Source organism: Flavobacterium suncheonense GH29-5 = DSM 17707 (genome assembly GCF_000430025.1).
Classification (GTDB): Bacteria; Bacteroidota; Bacteroidia; order Flavobacteriales; family Flavobacteriaceae; genus Flavobacterium; species Flavobacterium suncheonense.
In genome coordinates, this window is the sequence record NZ_KE387021.1 from 1 (window position 1) to 24,047 (window position 24,047).

Below are 24,047 nucleotides of genomic sequence, written 5' to 3' on the forward strand. Positions count from 1 at the left end.
CTTATTTTCATTTGATTTTCAAAAAAATAATTTAGCCAGAAACATTCCAAACGCTGGCGTAATAGATTGCCGATGCAAAGGACGAATGCTAACAATTCGGCGCAAGATTGGCACACACGCATACACAAAGTGACCAAAAACCCAAGCCAAACCAAACGCTGGCATGCCGATTACAAGATTACTGAAGATTGCTAACAATACGGCGAAAGATTGGCAAATTTATGCGCAAACTTTAAATACAATTTTTGTTTAGTTTTTGATTGATTTTTGAGTAATTATTTTCCAGGAAATATTTCTAAGCAGCTTTTTTACGCGCGCTGAGTCTATGCGCTATAACGTCCCGCCGGCTTCATGAAGTTGGGGAAATTTGTTCCCGAACCATTCCATGTAGGACTTAGTCAAATATATAAAATTACCTTTAAATTTAGCCTTAAAACCCCAATTTCATGAAACCGTTGTTAGCTGTAGTATTTTTATTTATTCGTTTTTCTTAAGTCTATAATTTCTTTATAAATCATAAATGAAAATGTTTTTTCAGTAGGTACTCGATATGCACCTTTTGCCTTCATTAAATATGCTGAAATTGCGGTCATTTCCCAACCGTCATATTCGTCAGCATTCCATTTTCTTTTTATTAATTTTTCAAGTTTCTGCTTTTTGCCATATTCTTTCACAAAATTAATTTCAGTTTTTATTTTTTCATCCAAATGAGGATTTGCCCAACTCCAAAGCCAAGTATTTGATATTTTAGATATAGATCCTACTTCTTCATACTTAATTATTATTTTATCAATTCCTTTATCAGAAAAGGTTAAAGTTCCTTTTTCTTGGTCATAAAACCAATTTTCATATTTTCCAATTCCATATTTTTCTTCAACTTCTTCTTGCTGTTTGTTTAAATATTCGTACGATATTTTACTTAATTTTTCAAACTCTTTCGTGTCTTTTGGAGTAATTAAATTTTCTTCTTGAGTATTTTTAATAATGTTTTTTTGTTCAGGATTTCTTTTAAAAAATGAAAATATAGACATAAATGTCATTATTGAAATTATTATTAAGGTTCTGTTTTTCATAATATTACAGCTAACTTACTTATATGTATAACAAAACCCATCAAATAATATCAAAATCCGTTGGGTATGTATGATTACATCATATTTTATTTCAAAAATATGATTATGGATTTAGACATTAAAATTTTTCTTGAAATATTTTGGAAAATTGTTTTGGGATTGATTGAAATTAGGGAAGATAATTTGTAATTATATTAGTAAGAGAAAGTTAAACCTACTCCCCAATCCATGTCGCTGTCGTAGTGGGAGGAAAGCGACCAGTATTTGGTTATGATATATTTTGCGCCAACAGTCCATTCATTATCGGTGTTCCATTTGGCTCTTAAACGCAGGCGTTCGGTTAACGGAATGTCTTCTCTAGCAACTTCAAAGCGTGCTTTCCCTTCATGGTCAATGCGTGCATCAGCCGTAACAAACCAAGGTAAAGTGTATTGTAAACCGGCTATGGCAACCGTTCGCTTGTTTTTGGTATTGATCTGATTAAACAGGTTCGTTTCGACTTCATCACCCGGTCGGTAACGGAAATCGGCACCAATATAGGGATACCAAAACTGATTTGCGCCCAAAAAATGACCAAAATGCAAGCCACTTTCATAACCGTATTCTTTTCGGAAGCCTACATGCCATTCACCCTGAAGCATCCATCTTGTGTTGCTGTAGCGGATTTCCCCGTCGCTGCTGTTGCTTTCCAGACCGAATTCGGCACCTAAGTAGAAACGGCGGTCATCTGCATATACTTTTTTCAGTGCTTTTTTCGGATCGCCCAATTCCGGGTTTGCAGGCGAATTTTCATAACTGAAGATTTTTCCCATGCCTGACATCATGTGATACAGAATATGGCAGTGAAAATACCAGTCGCCGTAGTTTTCAGAAGCGTTGAACTCGATGATGTTGGTTTCCATCGGCATGATGTCCATTACGTTTTTCAGTGGAGAATAGTCGCCGTATTGGTTTACGATTCGGAAGAAATGGCCGTGTAAGTGCATCGGGTGGCGCATCATGGAATTGTTTTTCAGGATGATACGGATGTTTTCGCCTTTTCTGATGAGGATTTTATCGGTTTCGGAAATCGTTTTGTTATCCATAGTCCAAACGTAGCGGTTCATGTTTCCGGTCAGTTCGAAAGTCAGTTCGCGGAACGGTTTGTCGGGCAAAGTTGTTTTGGTTGGGGCACTAAGCATGTTGTAATTGAGTGTAACTTTTTCAGCGTCAGACTGATGGTTCATGTCGTGATGTTGATGTTCCTTTTCAGAAGACTTATCGGATTTCGAACCGGTTACTTCCGGATACATCACCGCGTTCATGTCCATCTGTTGCAGGCTCATGTTCATGCCCATGTCGTTCATTTTTCCGCTCACGGTCATCATGTCGTTCATCATTTTCATGCCTTCGAAATAATTGAGGCGTTCCAAAGGCTGCATCGGTTTTTTGTCACCGTTTCCTAGCCATAAAGACGTCGAGCCGGTTCGGTCTTCCGAAGTTGCTAAAAATTCATAACTGCCATTTTCAGGGATTGTAACGATGATATCATACGATTCGGAAACTCCGACTATGATTTTATCCACATCGACCGGTTTTACATCCGCGCCGTCACTGGCCACCACGCTCATTTTTCCGCCGGAGAATTGTAGCCAGAAATAGGTCGAAGCACTGCCGTTAATCACTCTCAAACGGATTTTTTCACCGGGTTTTACATCGTTTAATGTTTCGGAAGATTTACCATTGATGAGGAATTTCTCGTAATACACATCGCTTACGTCCATCGCCATCATGCGTTTGAATTCGTTTTCCAGTTTGGTACCGAAATGTTTTTCTTTAATCGCCTGATAATAATTCTGCGTTGCGCCTTTTTTAATCGCGTACCAATCTGTAGCCTGATGCAACGAACGTTCAATCTGATGCGGGTTTTCGTCGCTCCAGTCGCTTAACAACACGACTTTTTCCTTGATTTTCGAAGGTTCTTTTTTATGAATGATGAACGCGCCGTACATGCCAACCTGCTCCTGCAACATGGTGTGGGAATGGTACCAATACGTTCCGTTCTGCATTATCGGAAAACGATAAACTGCTTCCGAATGTGGCTTAATCGGAGCCGTTGTCAGATAGGGAACGCCATCCATTTCGTTGGGAAGAATCAATCCGTGCCAATGCAAGGAGGTTTCGTGATGCATGTGGTTGTGCACGTGGATTTCGGCGATATCACCTTCGGTAAACTCAAGCGTAGGAGCGGGGATTTGACCATTGATTGCTATTCCCGGTTTTGTTTTTCCTGTGAAATTTACAAGTGTGTCTTTGATGTGTAAATCGTAGCGTTTAACAGGCTGTGCATCAGCAGCAAATGCTAAACTCAGGAGCAACAGGAGCAGGAATAGCTTTTTCATGGTCGTTGTGTTTAGTTGATGGTTTTCTTTACGCTGCCGCAGGTTAGCATGGCTTTTCCGTAATACGGGTTTTTAACGGTATTAGCATCGTCCAGCCAGTTTGCTTTTTTCATCGGGCAGTTTACTACGTAAAGTGTCTCAGAACCAAAGACTTTCAGTTCTGCCAAAGCAATCATCGATTTGGAAATTTTTTCGAAAGCACTTCGAATGTCCTCTAACGAATTTGCTTTGTTATGCGCTTCCAGATAAGCCGCTAAAAATTTGGCTTCTTTCTCATAGTTTTTGCCTTTTGCGTCAGATTGTAATTGCAATACGTCTTTGCGCATTGTATCCATTGCATTTTTCGCAACGCCTGCATTAGAAGCCACTAAAGCGTCTTCCATGTTAAGGTAATTTTTCAGGACATCGTTCCATTCTTTGCTTTGCGCTTGTACGGTCATTACACCTAAGCAGCCTAAAAGCATTACAAATAATTTTTTCATAATTGTTTATTTTTCAGTTAAGGATTCGATTTTGAAACCGGCAGTTTTCACTTGTTCCACCAAGGAATTTTCGTCAAGATTTTCCAAGGCAACGGTTAAGATTTTGTCTTTATGTCCGGTATTCACTTCCCATTGGTTTTCGCCTAAAAGCGGATTTAAAACCGGAGTAATTTTGGCGATACAGCCGGAGCAGTTGATATTGGTTTTGAATTGTTTCGTTTTCATATTAAACAGATTAATGATTATTATGATACAAAGTTCGGCATTAAAACAACCGATTGTGTTGTGCTTTTTTAACGGACAGTTGTAAGATTTACAGTTTTGAAGCTCTGTATTTCAGCCACAAACTGTTGCTTACCACGCTTACGGAACTTAACGCCATCGCTGCACCGGCTATCATCGGGTTTAATAAGAATCCGTTAATCGGGTAGAGAAGTCCGGCGGCAATCGGTATTCCGATTAAATTGTAAATGAACGCCCAGAACAGGTTTTGTCGGATGGTTTTAACGGTTTGCTTCGATAAGGAAATCGCCTGCGGAACTTTCAGTAAATCCGAAGAAATGATAGTCATGTGCGCCACATCCATGGCAATATCCGAACCTTTTCCCATGGCAATACTTACATCGGCTTGAGCTAAAGCGGCACTGTCGTTGATACCGTCACCCACCATGGCAACTGTTTTTCCTTCCGACTGCAGGATTTTTACATACGTGAGTTTGTCCTCCGGTAAAATACCAGCTTTGTATTCCGTTACGCCGACAGTTTTGGCTACGGCTGCCGCGGTGGATTCGTTGTCTCCGGTCAGCATGATGACTTCAATGTCGAGTGCTTGCAGTTGTTTGATGGCTTCGATGGACGTTTCCTTGATTTTATCGGCAATGGCTATAACGGCAATGGTTTTCTGTTGGTCAGCGAAGTAGATTAGCGTGTGACCCAATTCCGCCTGACGGGCAATAAATTCGGAAAAGAAAGCGTCGGTTGTAATGTTGTGCTCTTTCAGTAATCGTTTGTTTCCGGCGAAATAAACCTGATTTTCAATTTTTGCTTTTACCCCAAAACCTGTAATGCTTTCAAATTCAGTAACTTTTTGGGGATGCATGCCGGAATAATGTTTGGTTACCGCTTCCGCCAAAGGATGTTCCGATTTGGATTCCATCGAAAGTAAAATGCTGTGCAGCTGATGGCTTTCTTCCTTCCATAAAGTCGCCACCACGGACGGTTTTCCTTCCGTTAGTGTTCCGGTTTTGTCGAAAATTACCGTGTCAATCTTTTTGGCAAGCTCTAAACTTTCCGCATCTTTGATGAGAATTCCTTTTTCGGCACCTTTACCGACACCGACCATGATGGCTGTTGGAGTAGCTAAGCCCAGTGCGCACGGACAGGCAATCACCAAAACCGTTACCATCGCCAGAAGTCCTTGGGTAAAACCGTTGTCACCTCCTAAAATAATCCAGACGATTAAAGCTAAAATGGATATTCCGATGACGATAGGCACGAAGATTCCCGCTATTTTATCGACTAATTTCTGAACCGGCGCTTTGCTTCCCTGAGCATTTTGCACCATTTGAATGATTTGCGACAAAAGTGTATCGCTTCCGATTTTTTCGGCTTTGTACTGAAAACTTCCTTTTTGGTTGAGCGTTCCGGCAAATACCTTGTCGTTCAGGTTTTTGGCTACGGGAATTGGTTCGCCGGAAATCATGCTTTCGTCTACAAAAGAAGTTCCGCTTAAAACGCTTCCGTCTACCGCTATTTTTTCACCGGGTTTGGCTAAAAGTAAATCTCCGATTAAAACGTCGCTGATTTTAATGTCTTCCTGTTGGCCGTCTTTGGTGATTCGTGTTACGGTTTTCGGTTGCAGTCCAATTAATTTTTTGATGGCGGATGCCGTGTTGCCTTTTGCTCGTTCCTCTAAAACTTTTCCGAGTAAAATAAAGGTGATGACAACGGTTGCCGCTTCAAAATACACGTGAGCGTGCAAGCCGCGACTGTGCCAGAATTCAGGAAATAAGGTGTTGAACGCACTGAAAAGATAAGCGATTCCCGTACTTAAAGCGACCAAAGTATCCATGTTCGCTTTCCCATGTTTGGTCTGTTTCCAGGCGTTGATAAAAAAACTTCTTCCGTACCAGAACACCACCGGAGTGGAGAAGGCCCACATGATCCAATTGGCATACGGCATCTCCATAAAAAACATTCCGATGACGAAAACCGGAAAAGTAAATAACGCAGCAGCAATGGTTTTTCTTTTCAAAGCTGAGAATTGTTGTTCCTGATGTTTGGTTAATTCATCTTCCTGATTTTCAGATTCTTCAATAATGATATCGTAACCAATACTTTGAATGGCTTTTTTGAAATTTTCGAGTTTGGCAATGCCGGGAATGTACTCAACCGTTGCGGTGGCATTGGCATAATTTACGGCCGCGGAAACAACACCTTCTTCAAAAGAAAGGATGCTTTCCACGCTGACGGCGCACGACGCACAAGTCATTCCGGTTATAGGAAATGTTTTTTTGAGGGTTGTTACATCATATCCTAAATCGCGGATATTTTCGGTTAATTGCTTAAGATTGAATTGCTTCGTATCAACTTCGATTTTCGCCTGATGATTGTTCAGTTCCACATTGTGGTTCAGAACGCCTTTGGTTTTGTCCAGTGCATCATCAACAATCAGCGCACAATGTTCGCTGTGAATGCCTTCGAGAGGAATGCTGAGTATTTTTGAGTGGGTTTCCATGATGTTGTTATTTGATGATACAAAGTTCCGTCAGTTAACAACAGCAAGTGTTACACTTTTCCTGTGATGCGTTGTAACTTTTACAGATGATCCAGCGGAATTCGTTTTTGTTGCCCAATCGTTTTGAAATGCGACGGCGTTAATCCGGTTACTTTTTTAAACTGATTGCTCAGATAGGCGACACTGCTGTATCCCAATTGATGGGCGATTTCTTTTAACGAAAGTTCGTCGTACACAATCAGTTCCTTTACTTTTTCAATTTTCTGAAGGATGACGTATTTTTCGATGGTTGTGCCTTCCACTTCCGAAAATAAATTGCTCAGATAGTTGTATTCGTAGCCCAATACTTCAGAAAGAAAATCGGACAGATTGATTTTAAGCATTTCTTTATCGTGGTGGATGAACTGTATGATGTAGTTTTTGATGCGTTCAATCAGTTGGTGTTTTTTGTCGTCAATTACTTCAAAACCTATTTCCTGCAGTTGATCAGACAGTTTGGTTACATCGGAATTGTCGGGTTGGCTATTCAGTTCGATTTCGCCTAAGGAAACGTTTTTATAGTCGATTTGCAGTGTTTTCAGAATCGTTTCAACCGCCATAATACAGCGCGGACAAACCATGTTTTTAACGTATATTTTCATCGGTATTGCTTGTAATCCTTACAAATTTAGGTAATGTAAATCATCTTAGTGCTAAAAAAGTTACAAAATTATGAGAGCAGAAAACGCTGGGAATCATAAAATTCATCTGTAAATACCGTATAATTCATCTCGTTTCATATATTTGTTTTCCTAAAAATTAACAAACCAAACCAAGGGAAAACTATTTATGTCATTTTCTAATTTATTTCGAAAGAAAACGGTTTCCGACATTTTAAATCAGGTTGCCAAAAATCAGTCTGACGGTCACCATTCTTTAGGTAAACATCTTACAGCAAGGGATTTAACGGCATTTGGAATTGCGGCCATTATCGGAGCCGGAATTTTCAGTACTATCGGAAAAGCAAGTGCAGACGGAGGTCCGGCAGTTATTTTCCTGTTCATTTTTACCGCTTTGGCCTGTAGTTTTGCTGCCTTTGCGTATGCTGAATTTGCATCGATGGTTCCGGTTTCGGGAAGTGCTTATACCTATTCCTACGTTGCTTTTGGGGAAATAGTAGCCTGGATTATCGGTTGGGCATTGATTATGGAATATGCAATCGGGAATATTACGGTCGCCATTTCCTGGAGTGATTATTTCACGGGACTCCTCGAAAGTGGCGGAATATATCTGCCGCAATGGATTCAGATGGATTATCTTTCCGCTACAAACGGATACCATGAGGCCGTTGCTTTAATGCAGGGCGGAAAATCCTATGAGAATTTGAATGATAGTTTGAAAATGGCCTATACGGCATGGACAACATCTCCTACGCTAGGTTCTTTTCACTTAATTGCAGATTTACCTGCGCTGCTGATCATTGTATTGATTACATGGTTGGTTTACAGAGGAATGAAAGAATCCAGAAATGCCAGTAATCTGATGGTCGTGGTAAAATTGTGTATCATCTTATTGGTTATAGCTGTCGGTATTTTTTATGTGGATACTGAAAACTGGTCTCCATTTGCACCAAACGGTGTATCGGGAATTCTGAAAGGAGTTTCGGCAGTTTTCTTTGCTTATATAGGATTTGACGCAATTTCTACTACCGCAGAAGAATGTAAGAATCCGCAGCGAGATTTGCCAAGAGGTATGATGTGGGCGATAATTATCTGTACGACTCTCTATGTGATTATAGCTTTGGTATTAACCGGTATGGTTAATTATTCGTATCTGAATGTAGGAGATCCGTTAGCTTTTGTCTTTGAAAAATTAAACCTGAAATGGATGTCCGGTATCATTGCAGTGAGTGCTGTTGTGGCTATGGCAAGCGTTTTATTGGTTTTCCAGATGGGACAGCCACGTATCTGGATGAGTATGAGTCGTGACGGTTTATTGCCGAAGCGTTTCTCTAAAGTGCATCCGAAATACAAAACGCCTTCTTATGCGACCATTGTAACCGGTTTTGTGGTGGCTATTCCGGCTTTGTTCCTGAACTTAACCATGGTAACGGATTTGTGCAGTATCGGAACTTTGTTTGCTTTCGTGCTTGTTTGCTCCGGGGTTTTGGTGTTGCAGAATAAAAAAGATATTCCGAGAGGGAAGTTTAAAACACCTTATATAAATTCAAAATATGTGTTTCCTGCATTGCTGGTAATCGGACTGTTGTTGGCATTTACCCAATTCAAAGAGAACACAATGCGTTTTATCACCAATGAAAAACAAATTAACGATGCGACTACCATTGTTACGTCATTGGATGAAAATCAGGCCAAAGAAGTTTTCAGTTATCTGGGAACGGTAAAAAAAGATATTACGTCAACGGATTTAGAGGAAGTACTGAGTGAAATAAGTCAGGATGAAGCCACATACCAAACCGTAGTAGAAAACATGCCGATTGATGCTTCCCTGAAATATGAAAGTGGTTTTGCCTTGTTCAAACACAAAATTCCGATGTGGATTTTTCTATTGTCCCTGATAGCCTTTGCGGTTTGGTCATGGAGACAGAATTTATCCCTGATTCCTTTATTAGGACTGGTCTGCTGTTTGTACATGATGGCCGAATTGAGTGTATGGAACTGGATTTATTTTACGATTTGGCTGATAATCGGACTAAGTATTTATTTTGGTTTCAGTTACAAAAACAGTAAACTTAATTACAATAAACTGGAAGCTTCATTAGAAGATTAAAAAAAATCCCGAGTCAACAACTCGGGATTTTTTATTTAGTACTTTCGGGTTTTCGAATCATTCAGAAGCATTGTCAGGGCTTTTTCCGCTCTTGAAAAGCGCGTTTCTTTCTTTTTCCCCGAACTGATCCATTCGATATACTCCCGTTTATGAGAGTTAGGCAGTGAATTGAAGAAAGTAAAAGCAGTTTCATTCTCCTTTAAAACAACTTCCAGTTCAGCCGGCAGAGCAGGTTCTTTTTTTTAGTCATAGGGATATCTGTTAACCATCCAAAATAAAAAAATCCGCTGCAATAAAACAACGGATTTTGAAATATCTAATAATCTAGCAATCTATTTCTTCAAATGCACATTAAAGTAATCTGCGATTTTTGCGTACATGTGAATACGGTCTTTACCTGCCACATTGTGTTCGTGGTTAGGATATAAGAAATAATCCACCTGTTTGCCTGCTTTGATGCATTCTTCAATAAAATTCATGCTGTGTTGTTGCACTACCACCGGATCCTGAGCGCCGTGGATGATTAACAAACGGCCTTTCAAATCTTTCGCTTTTGTCAACAAGGAAGTTTTGGCATATCCTTCAGGGTTTTCCTGAGGCGTGTCCATATAACGTTCCCCATACATGATTTCGTAGTATTTCCAGTCGATAACCGGTCCGCCGGCAACACCCACTTTAAATACATCGGAATGGTTAGTCATTAGGGAAGTCGTCATGAATCCGCCGAAACTCCATCCGAAAACACCGATTTTATCCGCATCCACAAACGATTTCGATTTTAAGAATTCGATTCCTTTCATCTGATCGGCCATTTCATTTACGCCTAACTGACGGTGGTTTACATCGCAGAATTTTTTTCCTCTGGAATCACTTCCGCGGTTATCCAACGTGAAAACCACATATCCTTGTTGCGCCATATAATAATCGAAGTAGCCACCGCCGCCCATCCAACGGTTGTTCACCAATTGTGCGTGCGAACCGCCGTATACGTAAAGCATCACAGGATATTTTTTAGTAGCGTCGAAGTCTCCGGGATAAATGATTCTTCCGTTTAAAGGCGTTTTGCCGTCAGCCGCTGTAATCGTTACCAGTTCCATTTTCGGCATGTTGATTTTTCCGGTGAAAGGATTATCCGCCTTAACTAAAGTGGTAGCTTTTTTCGATTTTACATCGATTACCGTAATTTCATTTGGCGTAGTTACGTTGCTGTATTGGTCTAAAATCATGGTTCCATCATCGGAAACCGAAGCAGTGTGCATACCGGAAGCCGTCGTTAACTGAACCGTTTTTCCGGATTTGATATCCACCTGATACAATTGCTTGTCCAAACCGTTGTTAGCCGTTCCAAGGTAGTTGATTTTGGTTCCTTTGGCATCAAAACCTAAAAGTTCTTTTACCACAACGTCTTTATAGCCAAGGTTTTTCAGCAATTTACCGTCCGTATTGTACAAATACATTTGATTGAATCCGTAGAAATCCGTCTGATAAATAAACTGGTTCGGATTGTTCGGAACAAATGTCAAAGCGTGCTGAGGCTCAACCCAAGTAGACGCTTTTTCTTCAAACAATGTTTTTACAAAAGCTCCGGTTGCAGCATTGTATTTGTTGAATTTCAAATGATTTTGCTCACGGTTTAAAATTCCGATGAAGATGAATTTTCCGGTTGGTTCCCACGAAACCATCGTTAAATATTGTTCTTTTGGCTCACCGGTTTGAACGGTTACTTTATTTCCGGTTTTTACATCGTAGATCACAAGGGTAACTTCCTCGCTTTTCATGCCGGCCATCGGATATTTGATGTCTTTGTTCACCGCTTCACGCTCGTTCCAGTTGATGATTGGGTAGTTGCCCACCATCGTTTCGTCTTTGCGGTAATAGGCCAATTGGGTTCCGGCTTCGTTCCACCACATCCCGCGGTCGATGCCGAATTCCTGACGGTGCACATAATCCGAACCGTTTACAATGGCAGGATTCTGGTCGTTGGTCACTTCAATAATGTTACCGTTAGACGTGATTCGGATGTTATTGTCTTTTAACCAGGCCACATTTCCGTTGGAAGCAAATTTTGCCTGCGCTCCTTCGTTTGAATAGGTTACTACGTTGGTGATTTGTTTGGCAACCACATCGTAAGTCACTTTATAATTGTTCTTTTTACCGGCAACTTCCGTGTCGAAAGTGTTGGCCGTTTTCCATTCGATGGCGAAAGGGAACATGCGCAACTGAAACTCATCGCTGGTAATTTTTGCTTTCAGAGCGCTTTCGAAATCGGCTTTCGTGGCTAAAACGGTTTCTTTCCAGGAAGTAGCGGCACTTTTTTCCAATAAGCTGGCAAAATCGGTACTTAAATAGGTGATTGATTTTGAGTTTTTACGCCATTGTTGAGCAGTTTGAGTGGTTGGAGCGTATTTTCTGCCACCCATTACGGTTTCTTCTATAGTGAAGTTCTGTTGTGCAAAAGCCACGGAACCCGCAAGAAGAAAGAACAAAGTAAACTTTTTCATTAATTAAAAATTTTAAAAGGCTAATTTATATAAAGTTGAATTCTTAAACTGTTAAGGAACTTAAATTTTATTTGATACATCAATTAGTTGTGTGTTTCGCGGATTTGTTACAAAAAGAAATCCGCTAATGAAAAATCAAAAGCGGATGACTAACTAAAAAACTAAAAAACTTAATTTAAAATCGAAAGTTCCTTCATGCATGCTTTCATCATGTTGTAGGTTCTCTCAATATCGTTATCCAAACCAATGGAGAAACGGATTAATCCGTCGGTAAGGCCCATTTCTTTTTGTTCGTCCAACGGAATTTCAGAAGAAGTAGATGTTCCCGGCGCACTGAATAAAGTTTTGTAAAATCCTAAACTCACGGCCAGATAGCCAAGGTTTCTTTCTTGCATTAATTCCATTAAAGCATTGGCTTTGTCTAATGAACCGACATCAATGGTCATCATACCTCCGAAACCGTATTCCGGATTGATCATGGTTTTGTATATCTCATGGCTTGGATGTGATTTTAAACCAGGGTAAACCGTTTTTATGCCGTCCGCTTCAAATTTCTCCGCCAGATATTGTGCATTATGACTGTGTTGTTTCATACGAATGTGAAGCGTACGAAGGTTTTTCATCACAGAAGCCGAACGCAAACTGTCCATAGTCGGTCCTAAAAGCATGCTGGCACCGTCGTTTACATTTTTTAAACTGTTGATGAATTCCTGCGATGCGCAAACCACACCACCAACCGTATCACTGCTTCCGTTGATGTATTTGGTTAAACTGTGGATAACGATATCCGCACCCAATTTTGCCGGAGCAACAGACAATGGGGAAAACGTATTATCCACAACCAATTTGATATTGTGTTTTTTGGCGATTTTAGCCAATGATGCGATGTCGGCAACTTCCAACAACGGGTTGCTTACGGTTTCGCAGTATAAAACTTTAGTGTTTGGCGTGATGGCTGCTTCCACCACATCTAATTTCGTAATGTCCACAAAAGTGGTTTTGATGCCCATGCGCGGCACAAAATTCTTTAAGAAAGCATACGTTCCACCATAAATAGTACGGCTGGAAACGATGTGATCTCCATTACCGCATAGCTGTAATAAAGTAGGCGTGATGGCGCCCATTCCGGAAGCGGCAACATTAGCACTTTCGGTTCCTTCCATAGCTGCCAGTGCTTTGTCCAGATATAAATTACTTGGTGAAGAGTGACGGGAATACAAATAACAGCCTTCCGCATTACCTTCAAAAGTATCGAACATGGTTTTTGCCGAAAGGAAAGTATAGGTTGAACTGTCAGAAATCGAAGGGTTTACGCCTCCAAATTCTCCAAAATACTGTAAGTCCTGAATTTTGTCTGCCGGGTTAAATTTTTCCATTTTAATTTTGTTAGATTGGTCGTTTTTAGTAGTTAAATCGAAATCAAATTAAGGTTATTTTAGAATGACTATCAATGATACTTTGGAAATTTAGTTTTTTTTTCTAATTAAGCGGATTGTTGTAGTTGAAATTTCGTTATAAATGTTAAATTTGCGGAAGACACCAATTTTTTTTCAAACATGACCTTTGATGCCATCGACAAAAAGCTGTTAAAACTGTTGCAGACCGACAGTAAACAAACTACCAAAGAACTATCGCTAAAGCTGAATTTATCCGTAACTGCTGTTTATGAGCGAATTAAGAAACTTGAAAAGGAAGGCGTAATTTCCAATTATGTGGCGTTAATCGACCGGAATAAAATCGATAAAGGCTTCGTTGTTTTTTGTCATATCAAGCTGACGCAGCATAAGATAGAATTCATCAATCAGTTTGAAAGTGAAGTGGTTAAGCTTCATGAAGTTCTGGAATGTTTTCATGTGAGCGGAGATTACGACTATATTCTGAAAATCTGCTTAAAAGACATGGAAGAATACCGTGAATTCATGGTTACCAAACTGACAACGTTACAACATATCGGAAGTACACACAGCACCTTTATGATCAGCGAAGTGAAAAGTTCCACGATTTTTGAAATTTAATCTGTAAAAACAGCAAAACTTTTCAGGGTAATCCAAAAGTAAATTCATAATTTTGTGACGCTTTAAAAAAAATTAAAAACACAACATAAAATAAATACTATGAGTTCATTTGACGTAGTTGTTATTGGTTCAGGTCCCGGAGGATATGTAGCAGCCATTCGTTGCGCGCAGTTAGGAATGAAAACTGCTATTATTGAAAAATATTCAACATTGGGAGGTACATGTTTAAATGTTGGATGTATTCCATCTAAAGCGATGTTAGCCTCATCACACCATTACGAAGAATTACAACACTTTGCCGATCACGGAATTGAAGTTTCCGGAGACGTAAAAGTAAACCTTGAGAAAATGGTTGCCCGTAAACAGGCCGTGGTAGATCAGACTTCCGGAGGTATTAAATACCTGATGGATAAAAATAACATCACAGTTTATGAAGGCGTAGGTTCCTTTGAAAACGCAACTACAATCAATGTAACGAAAGCAGACGGTTCCGTAGAGAAACTGGAAGCTAAAAATACAATCATCGCAACCGGTTCCAAACCCTCGACGTTGCCTTTCATCAAAATTGACAAAGAAAGAATCATTACATCTACCGAAGCTTTAAAATTACCGGAAGTTCCGAAACACCTTGTGGTTATTGGCGGTGGAGTTATCGGATTAGAGCTTGGACAGGTATATTTGCGTTTAGGCGCTCAGGTTTCCGTAGTGGAATTCATGGACCGCATCATTCCGGGTATGGACGGAGGTTTATCGAAAGAATTAACCAAAGTGCTGAAAAAACAAGGCATGAAATTCTATACTTCCCACAAAGTGAAAGAAGTATCGAGAAACGGAAATGCAGTTACGGTTAAAGCTGATGACACGAAAGGAAACGAAGTAGTTTTAGAAGGCGATTACGCTTTAGTTTCGGTTGGTCGTCGTCCTTACACAGACGGTTTAAATGCAGACAAAGCCGGAGTTAAAATCACGGAAAGAGGACAAGTGGAAGTAAACGATCATTTACAGACTTCAGCTTCTAACATTTATGCTATCGGAGACGTAGTTCGCGGTGCGATGTTAGCCCACAAAGCAGAAGAAGAAGGTGTAATGGTTGCCGAATATTTAGCAGGACAAAAACCGCACATCGATTATAACCTAATTCCTGGTGTTGTGTACACTTGGCCGGAAGTTGCTGCCGTTGGTAAAACCGAAGAGCAGTTGAAAGAGGCCGGAGTAGCCTACAAAGCCGGAAGTTTCCCGTTCAAAGCTTTAGGTAGAGCGCGCGCCAGTGCTGATATCGAAGGATTTGTAAAAATCTTAGCCGATGCCAAAACCGACGAAGTTTTAGGAATCCACATGATTGGTGCAAGAGCTGCTGATTTAATCGCAGAAGCGGTAACCGCAATGGAATTCAGAGCTTCGGCTGAAGATATTTCGAGAATGTCTCACGCACACCCAACGTTCTCAGAAGCTATTAAAGAAGCGGCTTTAGCTGCAACTGATAACAGAGCGTTGCACGTATAATTCAGATTACTAGATTTTAGAATAAAAAAAGGCTGTGAAAAACAGCCTTTTTTGTTTTTTAAACTGAAGTTTAGGGTTTAAAGATTGCTTTGTAATCGTTCCAGTATCTGTAAATCAGGAAGATATTTCCGAGAAATACTAAAGCGCCCATGCCGATATTTGCCGGATCCAAACAAAGGTGAACCATAATGATATTTACGGAAATCGGAAGTAAAACCAAATTGGCCAGACGCACGAAAAATCCGCTTACAAATGCTAATCCGCAAAGTAATTCCAGTGATTTTACTAAGTTCATCAGATAGCCGGAAGCTGCCATCCCTTCGTTGAATGTTTTCAGGTCACCGGTAAGTTCGGGTGTCGGGAACAATTTTAAAAAAAAGGAAACAGAAGCAAACAGCAATAAAGCACCAATCAGAACTCTTACAATAATAGTCGCAATTTTCATAAGTATTTGATTTTTAAGGTTAGTCAATCAAATGTAAGAAATATTTTCAGATGGCAATTGTTATTTGATTCTGGAAGTTGTGATTTTTACATCAGCCGTCGCCCAGCTTTTAGCGATAAGTTGTTCCATTTCGACAGCTTTCTGTTGGTTTCCGAGTTTTTCATACGCCAGTTTTAAACCGTGATGCGCCCAGCCGTTTTTAGGGAATTGTTTTAAATCGTCTTCATAAACTTTGATGGCTTCGTTGTATTTTCCCGCTTCGATGAAAACAGCGCCCAAATGATGCCGAACCGAGAAAAACCAGTCCGGCGGTTCGTTGTAATTCAATCCGTCTTCAATCGCAACGGCTTTTTGCAGTAAGGTAATGCTTTGCGAGTAATTTTTTTCGGAAGCTAAAATCTCGGCTTTCAAAACTTTAGCGGCAATATTCACAATAGAAGACATCGAATTGATTTGCCAGATGGTTATTTTTTCCAATTGTTTGTCGTTGGCCAAAACTTCCAGTCGCATCAGTTCGGCTTTGGCTTTTCGCAAATCGTTTTTACCCAAATAAGCCATTCCTTTGGCGTAGTGCGAAATCGCTTTCGGATATTTTAAAGTATCGGAAACCAATTTCATCTGTAAAATATCGTCCCATTTGCCAAACTTAACCGCTACAAAGTACGGAATGCAGTAATAATGCTGGAGCGTTTCCAATCCGGGCAAAATCATGTTTTTCGGATGCACCAGTTTGGCAGTTTCCGTAGCGCCGAACATGGCCCATTTTGAATTCCCTTCCAAAGTAGCCGTTCCCGCCATAAAATGAAAATTGTGAGGATAATATCCAATCGGATAAGCGCCTTGTGCATGACACATCGTAACATAAGCACTGTCTACTTTACAGGCATTGATGTTTGCCACTGTTCCTTTGTGATAATCGCCGGTGCGGATGTAAATATGCGAAGGCATGTGCACCAAATGCCCAAAGGATTTCGCATTGCCGTCATCGAAAAATTTAGCGGCGGCATAACCCCGTTGCGACGTAGAAGAAGCCTCAACCGCATGAATGTAAAAATGATTCGCGCCGATATGCTTCGGATCTTTCTTCAAAATTTTCTCAAACAAACTTACGATTTCCGGTGTCCACGGTTTGGGTTTTCCGTTTTTCTCATACAAATCCCACGGATGTAAATCCATCACCGATTCGGCGTATAACGCATTGATATTGATATCGTCCGGAAATTTCGCATTAACCTCTTTCATCGCTTTTGAATACGCAATGTCCAACGCGCTTCGGTCTTCAACCGATTTTTCCACATAGCGTTTGGAAAGCGCATTAATTAAGGCTTTTTCACTTTCTGAGGCGTTATGACTTAGTTTTAAAGCTGTTTGGATTGCCTTATACGCCCGTTCGTAATTGTCCGGTTCCATTCCGGCGTTGTAATTCGGACCTAAAACATAGGCAAATCCCCAAAAACACATCGCACATTCCGGGTCGAGTTTGGTCGCGTAGTAAAACGAACGCGCAGCCTCCGCATGGTTAAAACCATAAGCCAAAGCCAGGCCCTGATTGAAATACTTCTGCGCCTCCGGATTTTTCGTAGTAATCTTATACTCAAGCACATCCATTCCTTTGAACAACGGCGCTTTGTTATCGGATTCATACCAGGCTGCATCCACCACCGGCGGCGCGCAACTCATGCTGTTGGCGGCAACTTTAGGCATTTCAACTTCTTTTGGGGCTTCTTTTTTGCAGGAAAGAATCAGGGAGAATGCAAATAACAGTAAGGCAATTCTTTTTTTCATGACAGCAACTTATTACGTTAAAAACAACGGCTTATCCATTAAACATTTGTGTAAAGATGACTTCGAATTACAAGTATCTAATTCGTGCAAATAGGTGTAATTCGTGGCAAACAATAAAATAAATTTCATGTAAAGTTACTTAAAATCAGTGAGTTGTGTTTTGTTTTTTGTAGGTTTTTTTGGAGCGAAAGAACAGTGATTTATCCGGAAACCATTTTCCCGTTTTCCGCTCTACGCGGTGCCGCTCCAACCGGGGCTAAAGGGGAAACCATGGCATTTTTGGGAACTTTCCGAAATTTCTTTGTAAACTTAGCGCTTAAGCAGTATTTTTACCTGATAAAAGCATTTTTTTGAGAGCGTCAGTTTGTAAATCCATTTCCAATGTAAACCAATTCAAAGACCAGTTATTGAGTTGGGCGCAGCAGTTTCGGGAAGTTGTATTTCTCGACAGCAATCATTATCCGCAGCAATACGGAAGTTACGATTGCGTGCTTGCCTGCGACGCTTTTACGTCCTTAAAAACAGATTATCACAACGCTTTCGACGATTTGCATCAATACCAGCAGCAAACCAAAGATTGGCTTTTCGGGTATTTGGCCTACGATTTAAAAAACGATACTGAAAAACTTCATTCCCAAAATTTCGACGGTTTACATTTTCCGGATTTGTTCTTTTTTCAGCCTAAAAAACTGTTTCTGTTAAAAGGTAATGAGTTGAAAATTTGCTATCTGAACATGTGTGATGATGAGATTGAGTATGATTTTGAAGAAATAGGGAAAAGGGAAAAGGGAAAAGGAAAAAGTCAATCATCTGTAACTCTTAAGCAACGCATTTCAAAGGAAAAATACCTTGAAAAAGTAAGCGAAATGCTGCAGCACATCCATCGTGGCGACATTTACGAAGCGAATTTCTGCATGGAGTTTTTTGCGGAAAACACCCAAATTCATCCGTTGGAAATTTATCAGAAATTAAATGCTATTTCGGAACCGCCGTTTGCCACTTTCTTCAAAAACAACACTGATTTTCTGCTTTGTGCCTCGCCGGAACGTTATCTGCGAAAACAGGGAACAAAAGTCATTTCCCAACCCATAAAAGGAACCGCCAAACGTGTTTTCGACGAAGAACTCGACCATCAATCCAAAGCCGATTTGGCAGCAAACCCAAAAGAGCGCTCCGAAAACATCATGATTGTGGATTTGGTCCGCAATGACTTGTCCCACACGGCAACAAAAGGCTCTGTTCAGGTGGAAGAACTTTGCGGAATTTACACCTTCAAGCAAGTCCATCAAATGATTTCAACGGTAGTTTCAGAAGTGGAAGTGACAACTTCACCCATAGAAATCATCAAAACCACCTTTCCAATGGGAAGCATGACCGGAGCGCCGAAAATTTCCGCCATGCAAATTATTGAAGATTTAGAGGAAACCAAACGTGGACTGTACAGCGGCGCCGTCGGGTATTTCACACCGGATAACGATTTCGATTTTAATGTGGTCATCCGCAGTATCTTATACAATTCTAATGAAAAATATGTTTCGTTTTCGGTAGGAAGCGCTATTACAGCGGAATCCAAGCCGGAAAGTGAATATGAAGAGTGTTTGTTAAAGGCAAAGGCGATGCTTGAGGTTTTGAGTGAGAAGTGAGAAGTGAGAAGGGAAAAGGGAAAAGGGAAAAGGGAAAAGGGAAAAGGGAGAATTTACACAACAATCAGTATTTTAAATATATGCCATGACAAGTTTTAGAGATTTAATAGTTTGGAAAAAATCGATGTTATTAGTGACCACCATTTACAAATTGACAAATAAACTTCCTGAAGAAGAAAAGTTTGGTCTTGTTTCTCAAATCAAAAGAAGTGCTGTGTCTGTTCCTTCTAACATTGCCGAAGGATATGGAAGAAATTACAGAAAAGATTATTCAGGGTTTCTGCAAATTTCAAGAGGTTCACTTTATGAATGTCAAACACAATTGGAAATAGCTCAAAATCTTTCATTTTTGAAATCAGAAGATTTGAATGAAATCAAAAACCTATCGATAGAAGTGGAAAAAATGCTAAATTCGTTAATCAAAAGGTTGGAACAAAGTGCTTAAACAACTTGTCCCTTTTAACTTATCCCTTTAACTAAAAATGCTTTCAAAACTCCAAAACCATATCAATAAAAACCTTCCGTTTCTGAAAGGCAAAAAACTACTACTTGCTGTGAGCGGTGGTATCGACAGTATGGTTTTGTTGCATCTTTTGAAACAGTTGCATTTCGATATTTCCGCAGCACATTGCAATTTTAAATTGAGAGGTGAGGAGAGTGATGGCGATGAAAATTTTGTAAAATCTGTATGTAGTGGTTCAGGGATTAAAATATATGTAAATCATTTTAATACAGAAGAATATGCTGATTTACATAAACAATCCATTCAGGTTTCAGCGCGCAAGCTTCGTTACGATTGGTTTGACGAATTGCTGGAAAATGAAGGCTTCGATTATTTGTTGACGGCACATCATTTGGACGATTCTGCAGAAACTTTTTTAATCAATTTTACCAGAGGAACCGGTCTGGAAGGTTTGACCGGAATTCCGGAAAGGAATGCAAAAATCGTTCGCCCGTTGTTGAGTTTTTCAAGAGAAGAAATTGAAAATTACGCCAAAGACACTGCGATTCAGTGGCGGGAAGATTCCAGTAATGCATCGGATAAATATTTAAGGAACAAACTGCGTCACGATATACTTCCGGTTTTAAAAGAGCTTAATCCGGGGTTTTTAAGTTCGTTTCAGCAAACGCTTGAAAATCTGCAACAGGCGCAGTCGATGGTGGATGACGCTTCAAGAATCGTGTATCGGAAAGTAGTCGAAGATGTTGCTAATCAGAAGCGAATCCGCCTTAAAGAACTGAAAATCCTGCCCAACTATCAGGCGTATTTGTACCAATGGCTCAAACCTTTCGGGTTTACAGCTTGGAATGACATTTACGATTTAGTGGAGGCGCAGTCCGGAAAACAGATTTTTTCAGGAAAATACCGTCTGTTAAAAGACCGCGAAGTGCTTATTCTGGAAGCGCTTTCCGAAAATGAAAATGAAAAATATTTTATTGAAGAAAACCAAACGGAAATTGAACATCCGATTCCGATGAAAATCTCGTATGTAACAAATGTTACAGTTACCGGAAGTTCAGAAATTATCTTTGTTGATAAAGATTCGTTAAAGTTTCCGCTCGTATTTCGAAAATGGCAGGAAGGTGATTATTTTTACCCTTTCGGAATGACAGGCAAAAAGAAAGTCAGTAAATATTTCAAAGACGAAAAATTTTCACTGATTGACAAAGAAAATGGCTGGCTTTTATGTTCCGGAAACGAAATTGTCTGGATAGTCGGAAAGCGTGCAGACAGGCGATTTTCAGTAACAAAAACAACACAAACCATACTAAAATTTGAATTAAAGTAATGAAACGATTTTACGCCCTGTTACTCTTATTTTTTACGTTTTTAAGTGTACAAGCCCAAATACTCGATCCGGTTAGCTGGAGAACTTCCGTGGAAAAAAAGTCGGATACCGAAGTAGTGCTGGTTTTCGATGCCAGTATCGAACACGAATGGCACATGTTTTCGCAGTTTACTCCCGAAGGCGGTTCATTGCCAACCGTTTTTGAGTACAAAAATGCAAAGGGTAATTTTGAATTGGTCGGAAAAACCAAAGAAAGTCCGTATAAAAAGGTTTACAGCGATATTTTTGAAGTAGACGAATACATGTTTGAAGGCAAAGCCCAATTCAAGCAAACCGTTAAAATCACGAATCCGAATCTGAAATCAATCTCCGTATATGTGGAATATCAGGTTTGTAAAGAATCGTGTATTCAGCAGGACAAAACGTTTGAGTTTAAATTGCCGCCGATGAATGTAAAAGCATCGGAAGTGGCTGTAGCGACAACTTCGGTTGATACGGATTCTGCACAAACTGCTGTAGTTCAGGATTCGGTTTCATCATCGGATGTTAAAAAAGCGGTTGCTTCAGCAAAAACTGCAACAAATGGTAAAAAAGAAGAGAAGAAAGATGGGCTTAGTTTGTTTTTCATGACTTTATTGGCGGGAATTTTAGTAACCTTCACTCCGTGTGTATTCCCAATGATTCCAATGACAGTGAGTTTCTTTTTAAAGCAGAGTGCTAAGGGAAATACAACCAAAGGGAAGTTAAACGCTTTGTTTTATGGCTTATTCATTATCGCAATTTATGTACTGATTTCGGTTCCGTTCCATTTAATTGAAGGATTGAGTCCTGATATTTTTTATGAGATTTCGACGAACGTATATCTGAACTTATTCTTTTTCGCTGTATTTGTAATTTTTGCGATTTCTTTTCTTGGAGCTTTTGAGATTACAATGCCTTCCAGTTTGGCGAACAAAGCAGACAACGCGTCAAATCTTGGCGGAATCGTTGGTGTTTTCTTTATGGCCTTGACGCTTATAATAGTTTCATTTTCCTGTACAGGCCCGGCTCTTGGATTGGTAATCGGAAGCGTTTTGTCTACGGACGGAGGCGCAACACTACTTACAATTGCCATGTTAGGATTCGGAGTTGGATTGGCGTTGCCGTTTATGTTATTTGCCTTATTCCCGAGTTTAATGGGGAATTTACCAAAGTCCGGAGGATGGCTTAATACAGTGAAAGTAGTGTTTGGTTTCATTGAACTGGCATTAGCGTTCAAGTTCCTTTCAATGGCCGATTTGGTAATGCAATGGCATCTGTTGGAGCGAGAAATATTCTTAGCGATAATGATTGCAATTTTTATCGGATTGTCCCTGTATATGTTCGGAAAGATTTCATTACCGCATGACAGTCCAATAAACAATATTTCTGTGGGAAGGTTGTTAATCGGTTTGGTTTCGTTATCGTTTACAATTTATCTTATCCCTGGTTTATGGGGTGCTCCTTTAAATCTGATTTCAGGATTCCCGCCGCCAATGACGTATAGTGAAAGCCCATACGGAGTTGGTAGTTCAAAGGGTGGAGGAACTTCTGAAAATCATTCTGCATTGCCGGAAGGAGCTCATTATGGTCCACACGATATTGTAGCTTTTAAGGATTATAAAAAGGGAATGGCGTATGCAAAATCAGTAAACAAACCAGTTTTGTTGGATTTTACAGGTAATACCTGTGCAAATTGCAGAAGAATGGAAGAATTGGTTTGGTCTAAACCGGAAATTTTGCCGATTTTGAAAGATAAAGTGGTTTTGATTTCTTTATATGTCGATAGTCAGGAACCGTTGCCTGAAAACGAAAAATATACCAATAAAAACGGCAAAGAAATCACAACATATGGCAAGAAATGGAGTGATTTAGCAATTACTAAGTACGAAGCTAATGTACAGCCTTATTACGTATTAATGGATTTGGATGAAAACAACCTAATCAAACCAGTTGGATATACCCCGGAAATTAGCGAATACAAAACTTGGCTTGAATCCGGAATTGCCAAATTCAAAAAATAGTTTGAGCTATATAATTAGAAGTATACCCGAAGCAGTAATGTTTCGGGTTTTGTTTTTTTAATAAGAAAAGTATTATTTTTGATAAAATTACACACCATGTTAACAAAAGCATAAGGAGGAGTTTTGAATATAATCAAATCAAATCTTGAAAGGGATTTTAATAATAGATTAACTACAGATCCTATATCTGGTTTTGAACAAGATTTATTAAAAACTTTTGAGAGATTTAAAACTGGAATAGGATTGTATAAATCAAATTCCGATCATACAGCTTGGAGTGAAGTTGTGTTAAATGATAGCGGGTTACCTGAGCAAATCCCATGTAACAATTAAAAATTAAAAAAATGAAAAAAATAATTAGTATAATAACAATTTTTATGATAACCATTTGCAAATCACAAACGATAGTGCCTTTATTTGGCTCAAGCCATGCTACAGAAATAGGTTATTATTATAAGGATATGGATAATTCTTTAAACCAATATGAAGGTACTTGGTTATATACATCAGGGACTACTAGTTTAAAAATTGTATTTACAAAAAGATTAAAAATACCAACTAGAAGCCCTCATGGAAATTATTTTAGTGATGTATTGGTTGGAGAATATGAGTATTACGAAAACGGCATTTTAAAAATAAATACATTAAGTAATTTAAATGTTAATCATGATGATGTCTTTGATTATAATCTTTCAGGTATAACTCGTATAAGTAAAGATATATATCCTAAATGCTTGGATTGTGCAGTTAATGAATATAGGATGAAATTTTATTTTACTGAGCCTGCATATAAAGATTATCATGGGTTTGGAAGCTATATGCTTATTAGAACGGTTACTGAAAATGGGGTTGCTAAGTTAAAATTATCATTTATTGAAGGA

Annotated in this window: 20 protein-coding genes; 9 read left to right on the plus strand and 11 right to left on the minus strand. The window is 39.5% G+C overall.

All coding sequences use genetic code 11. From position 1 onward, the window contains the following. Window positions 1–473: 473 nt before the first annotated feature. The 6 genes from G498_RS0112465 to G498_RS0112490 all read right to left on the minus strand — a co-directional run bounded on the left by G498_RS0112465 (window position 474) and on the right by G498_RS0112490 (window position 7,314). Complete coding sequence (locus G498_RS0112465) at window positions 474–1,073, minus strand: DUF6882 domain-containing protein (protein ID WP_051269902.1); 600 nt, start codon at window positions 1,071–1,073, stop codon at window positions 474–476. Between the two features lie 194 nt (window positions 1,074–1,267). After that, entirely contained in the window at window positions 1,268–3,454 is a 2,187-nt protein-coding gene (locus tag G498_RS0112470; protein WP_026981453.1) for a multicopper oxidase domain-containing protein, read from the minus strand. An 11-nt stretch (window positions 3,455–3,465) separates the two neighbouring features. Continuing rightward, window positions 3,466–3,936: a DUF3347 domain-containing protein gene (locus G498_RS15155; RefSeq protein WP_081694238.1), complete on the minus strand. Its 471-nt coding sequence runs from the start codon at window positions 3,934–3,936 to the stop codon at window positions 3,466–3,468. A 6-nt stretch (window positions 3,937–3,942) separates the two neighbouring features. Next, entirely contained in the window at window positions 3,943–4,161 is a 219-nt protein-coding gene (locus tag G498_RS0112480) for a heavy-metal-associated domain-containing protein (RefSeq protein ID WP_026981454.1), read from the minus strand. 88 nt (window positions 4,162–4,249) lie between these two features. After that, window positions 4,250–6,673: a heavy metal translocating P-type ATPase gene (locus tag G498_RS0112485; RefSeq protein ID WP_026981455.1), complete on the minus strand. Its 2,424-nt coding sequence runs from the start codon at window positions 6,671–6,673 to the stop codon at window positions 4,250–4,252. A gap of 80 nt (window positions 6,674–6,753) precedes the next feature. Further along, a complete protein-coding gene (locus tag G498_RS0112490) occupies window positions 6,754–7,314 on the minus strand; it encodes an AraC family transcriptional regulator (protein ID WP_026981456.1) in 561 nt (186 codons plus the stop codon). A gap of 187 nt (window positions 7,315–7,501) precedes the next feature. Between G498_RS0112490 and G498_RS0112495 the strand changes: the two genes are divergently transcribed. Continuing rightward, window positions 7,502–9,442 carry an amino acid permease gene (locus G498_RS0112495; protein ID WP_026981457.1) on the plus strand — a complete coding sequence of 647 codons (1,941 nt, stop codon included), beginning with the start codon at window positions 7,502–7,504 and terminating at the stop codon, window positions 9,440–9,442. Window positions 9,443–9,477: 35 nt separating this feature from the next. Here G498_RS0112495 and G498_RS16010 read toward each other — a convergent pair whose 3' ends face one another. From G498_RS16010 to G498_RS0112505, 3 genes are all read right to left on the minus strand, one after another. Then, the gene (locus G498_RS16010) at window positions 9,478–9,669 is read right to left on the minus strand and encodes a YdeI/OmpD-associated family protein (protein WP_081694246.1); all 192 of its coding nucleotides are present in this window, start codon (window positions 9,667–9,669) and stop codon (window positions 9,478–9,480) included. A 105-nt stretch (window positions 9,670–9,774) separates the two neighbouring features. Then, window positions 9,775–11,943: a S9 family peptidase gene (locus G498_RS0112500; RefSeq protein ID WP_026981458.1), complete on the minus strand. Its 2,169-nt coding sequence runs from the start codon at window positions 11,941–11,943 to the stop codon at window positions 9,775–9,777. 170 nt (window positions 11,944–12,113) lie between these two features. Next, window positions 12,114–13,319 carry an aminotransferase class I/II-fold pyridoxal phosphate-dependent enzyme gene (locus tag G498_RS0112505; RefSeq protein WP_026981459.1) on the minus strand — a complete coding sequence of 402 codons (1,206 nt, stop codon included), beginning with the start codon at window positions 13,317–13,319 and terminating at the stop codon, window positions 12,114–12,116. 180 nt (window positions 13,320–13,499) lie between these two features. On the opposite strand from G498_RS0112505, the gene G498_RS0112510 reads away from it, so the two are divergent. Continuing rightward, window positions 13,500–13,958: an Lrp/AsnC family transcriptional regulator gene (locus tag G498_RS0112510; RefSeq protein ID WP_026981460.1), complete on the plus strand. Its 459-nt coding sequence runs from the start codon at window positions 13,500–13,502 to the stop codon at window positions 13,956–13,958. A gap of 99 nt (window positions 13,959–14,057) precedes the next feature. Further along, entirely contained in the window at window positions 14,058–15,461 is a 1,404-nt protein-coding gene (gene lpdA / locus G498_RS0112515; protein WP_026981461.1) for a dihydrolipoyl dehydrogenase, read from the plus strand. A 70-nt stretch (window positions 15,462–15,531) separates the two neighbouring features. On the opposite strand, the gene G498_RS0112520 is transcribed toward lpdA, so the two are convergent. Then, window positions 15,532–15,906, minus strand: a complete 375-nt coding sequence (locus tag G498_RS0112520; RefSeq protein ID WP_026981462.1) for a DoxX family membrane protein — start codon at window positions 15,904–15,906, stop codon at window positions 15,532–15,534. A 60-nt stretch (window positions 15,907–15,966) separates the two neighbouring features. Then, window positions 15,967–17,691 (minus strand): tetratricopeptide repeat protein, encoded by a 1,725-nt coding sequence (locus tag G498_RS0112525; protein WP_026981463.1) that lies wholly within the window; start codon window positions 17,689–17,691, stop codon window positions 15,967–15,969. 350 nt (window positions 17,692–18,041) lie between these two features. On the opposite strand from G498_RS0112525, the gene G498_RS0112535 reads away from it, so the two are divergent. From G498_RS0112535 to G498_RS15855, 6 genes are all read left to right on the plus strand, one after another. Beyond that, window positions 18,042–19,334 carry an anthranilate synthase component I family protein gene (locus G498_RS0112535; protein WP_026981464.1) on the plus strand — a complete coding sequence of 431 codons (1,293 nt, stop codon included), beginning with the start codon at window positions 18,042–18,044 and terminating at the stop codon, window positions 19,332–19,334. Window positions 19,335–19,419: 85 nt separating this feature from the next. After that, window positions 19,420–19,779, plus strand: coding sequence for a four helix bundle protein (locus G498_RS0112540; protein ID WP_026981465.1), 360 nt, complete (start codon window positions 19,420–19,422; stop codon window positions 19,777–19,779). A 37-nt stretch (window positions 19,780–19,816) separates the two neighbouring features. Next, window positions 19,817–21,124, plus strand: a complete 1,308-nt coding sequence (tilS, locus tag G498_RS0112545; protein WP_026981466.1) for a tRNA lysidine(34) synthetase TilS — start codon at window positions 19,817–19,819, stop codon at window positions 21,122–21,124. Continuing rightward, window positions 21,124–23,166, plus strand: a complete 2,043-nt coding sequence (locus G498_RS0112550; protein ID WP_026981467.1) for a protein-disulfide reductase DsbD family protein — start codon at window positions 21,124–21,126, stop codon at window positions 23,164–23,166. Before tilS ends, G498_RS0112550 begins: the two co-directional genes overlap by 1 nt. A 123-nt stretch (window positions 23,167–23,289) precedes the next feature. Beyond that, window positions 23,290–23,499 carry a hypothetical protein gene (locus G498_RS15770; protein ID WP_154656456.1) on the plus strand — a complete coding sequence of 70 codons (210 nt, stop codon included), beginning with the start codon at window positions 23,290–23,292 and terminating at the stop codon, window positions 23,497–23,499. An 11-nt stretch (window positions 23,500–23,510) separates the two neighbouring features. Then, on the plus strand, window positions 23,511–24,047 hold a 537-nt coding region (locus G498_RS15855; protein WP_161625343.1), incomplete at its 3' end, for a DUF6705 family protein.

Excerpts from the sequence above, each read along its gene's own strand:
- G498_RS0112465 (WP_051269902.1), bottom strand. The coding sequence starts at position 1,073 with ATGAAAAACAGAACCTTAATAATAATTTCAATAATGACATTTATGTCT.
- G498_RS0112470 (WP_026981453.1), bottom strand. The coding sequence starts at position 3,454 with ATGAAAAAGCTATTCCTGCTCCTGTTGCTCCTGAGTTTAGCATTTGCT.
- G498_RS15155 (WP_081694238.1), bottom strand. The coding sequence starts at position 3,936 with ATGAAAAAATTATTTGTAATGCTTTTAGGCTGCTTAGGTGTAATGACC.
- G498_RS0112480 (WP_026981454.1), bottom strand. The coding sequence starts at position 4,161 with ATGAAAACGAAACAATTCAAAACCAATATCAACTGCTCCGGCTGTATC.
- G498_RS0112485 (WP_026981455.1), bottom strand. The coding sequence starts at position 6,673 with ATGGAAACCCACTCAAAAATACTCAGCATTCCTCTCGAAGGCATTCAC.
- G498_RS0112490 (WP_026981456.1), bottom strand. The coding sequence starts at position 7,314 with ATGAAAATATACGTTAAAAACATGGTTTGTCCGCGCTGTATTATGGCG.
- G498_RS0112495 (WP_026981457.1), top strand. The coding sequence starts at position 7,502 with ATGTCATTTTCTAATTTATTTCGAAAGAAAACGGTTTCCGACATTTTA.
- G498_RS0112500 (WP_026981458.1), bottom strand. The coding sequence starts at position 11,943 with ATGAAAAAGTTTACTTTGTTCTTTCTTCTTGCGGGTTCCGTGGCTTTT.
- G498_RS0112505 (WP_026981459.1), bottom strand. The coding sequence starts at position 13,319 with ATGGAAAAATTTAACCCGGCAGACAAAATTCAGGACTTACAGTATTTT.
- G498_RS0112510 (WP_026981460.1), top strand. The coding sequence starts at position 13,500 with ATGACCTTTGATGCCATCGACAAAAAGCTGTTAAAACTGTTGCAGACC.
- lpdA (WP_026981461.1), top strand. The coding sequence starts at position 14,058 with ATGAGTTCATTTGACGTAGTTGTTATTGGTTCAGGTCCCGGAGGATAT.
- G498_RS0112520 (WP_026981462.1), bottom strand. The coding sequence starts at position 15,906 with ATGAAAATTGCGACTATTATTGTAAGAGTTCTGATTGGTGCTTTATTG.
- G498_RS0112525 (WP_026981463.1), bottom strand. The coding sequence starts at position 17,691 with ATGAAAAAAAGAATTGCCTTACTGTTATTTGCATTCTCCCTGATTCTT.
- G498_RS0112540 (WP_026981465.1), top strand. The coding sequence starts at position 19,420 with ATGACAAGTTTTAGAGATTTAATAGTTTGGAAAAAATCGATGTTATTA.
- tilS (WP_026981466.1), top strand. The coding sequence starts at position 19,817 with ATGCTTTCAAAACTCCAAAACCATATCAATAAAAACCTTCCGTTTCTG.
- G498_RS0112550 (WP_026981467.1), top strand. The coding sequence starts at position 21,124 with ATGAAACGATTTTACGCCCTGTTACTCTTATTTTTTACGTTTTTAAGT.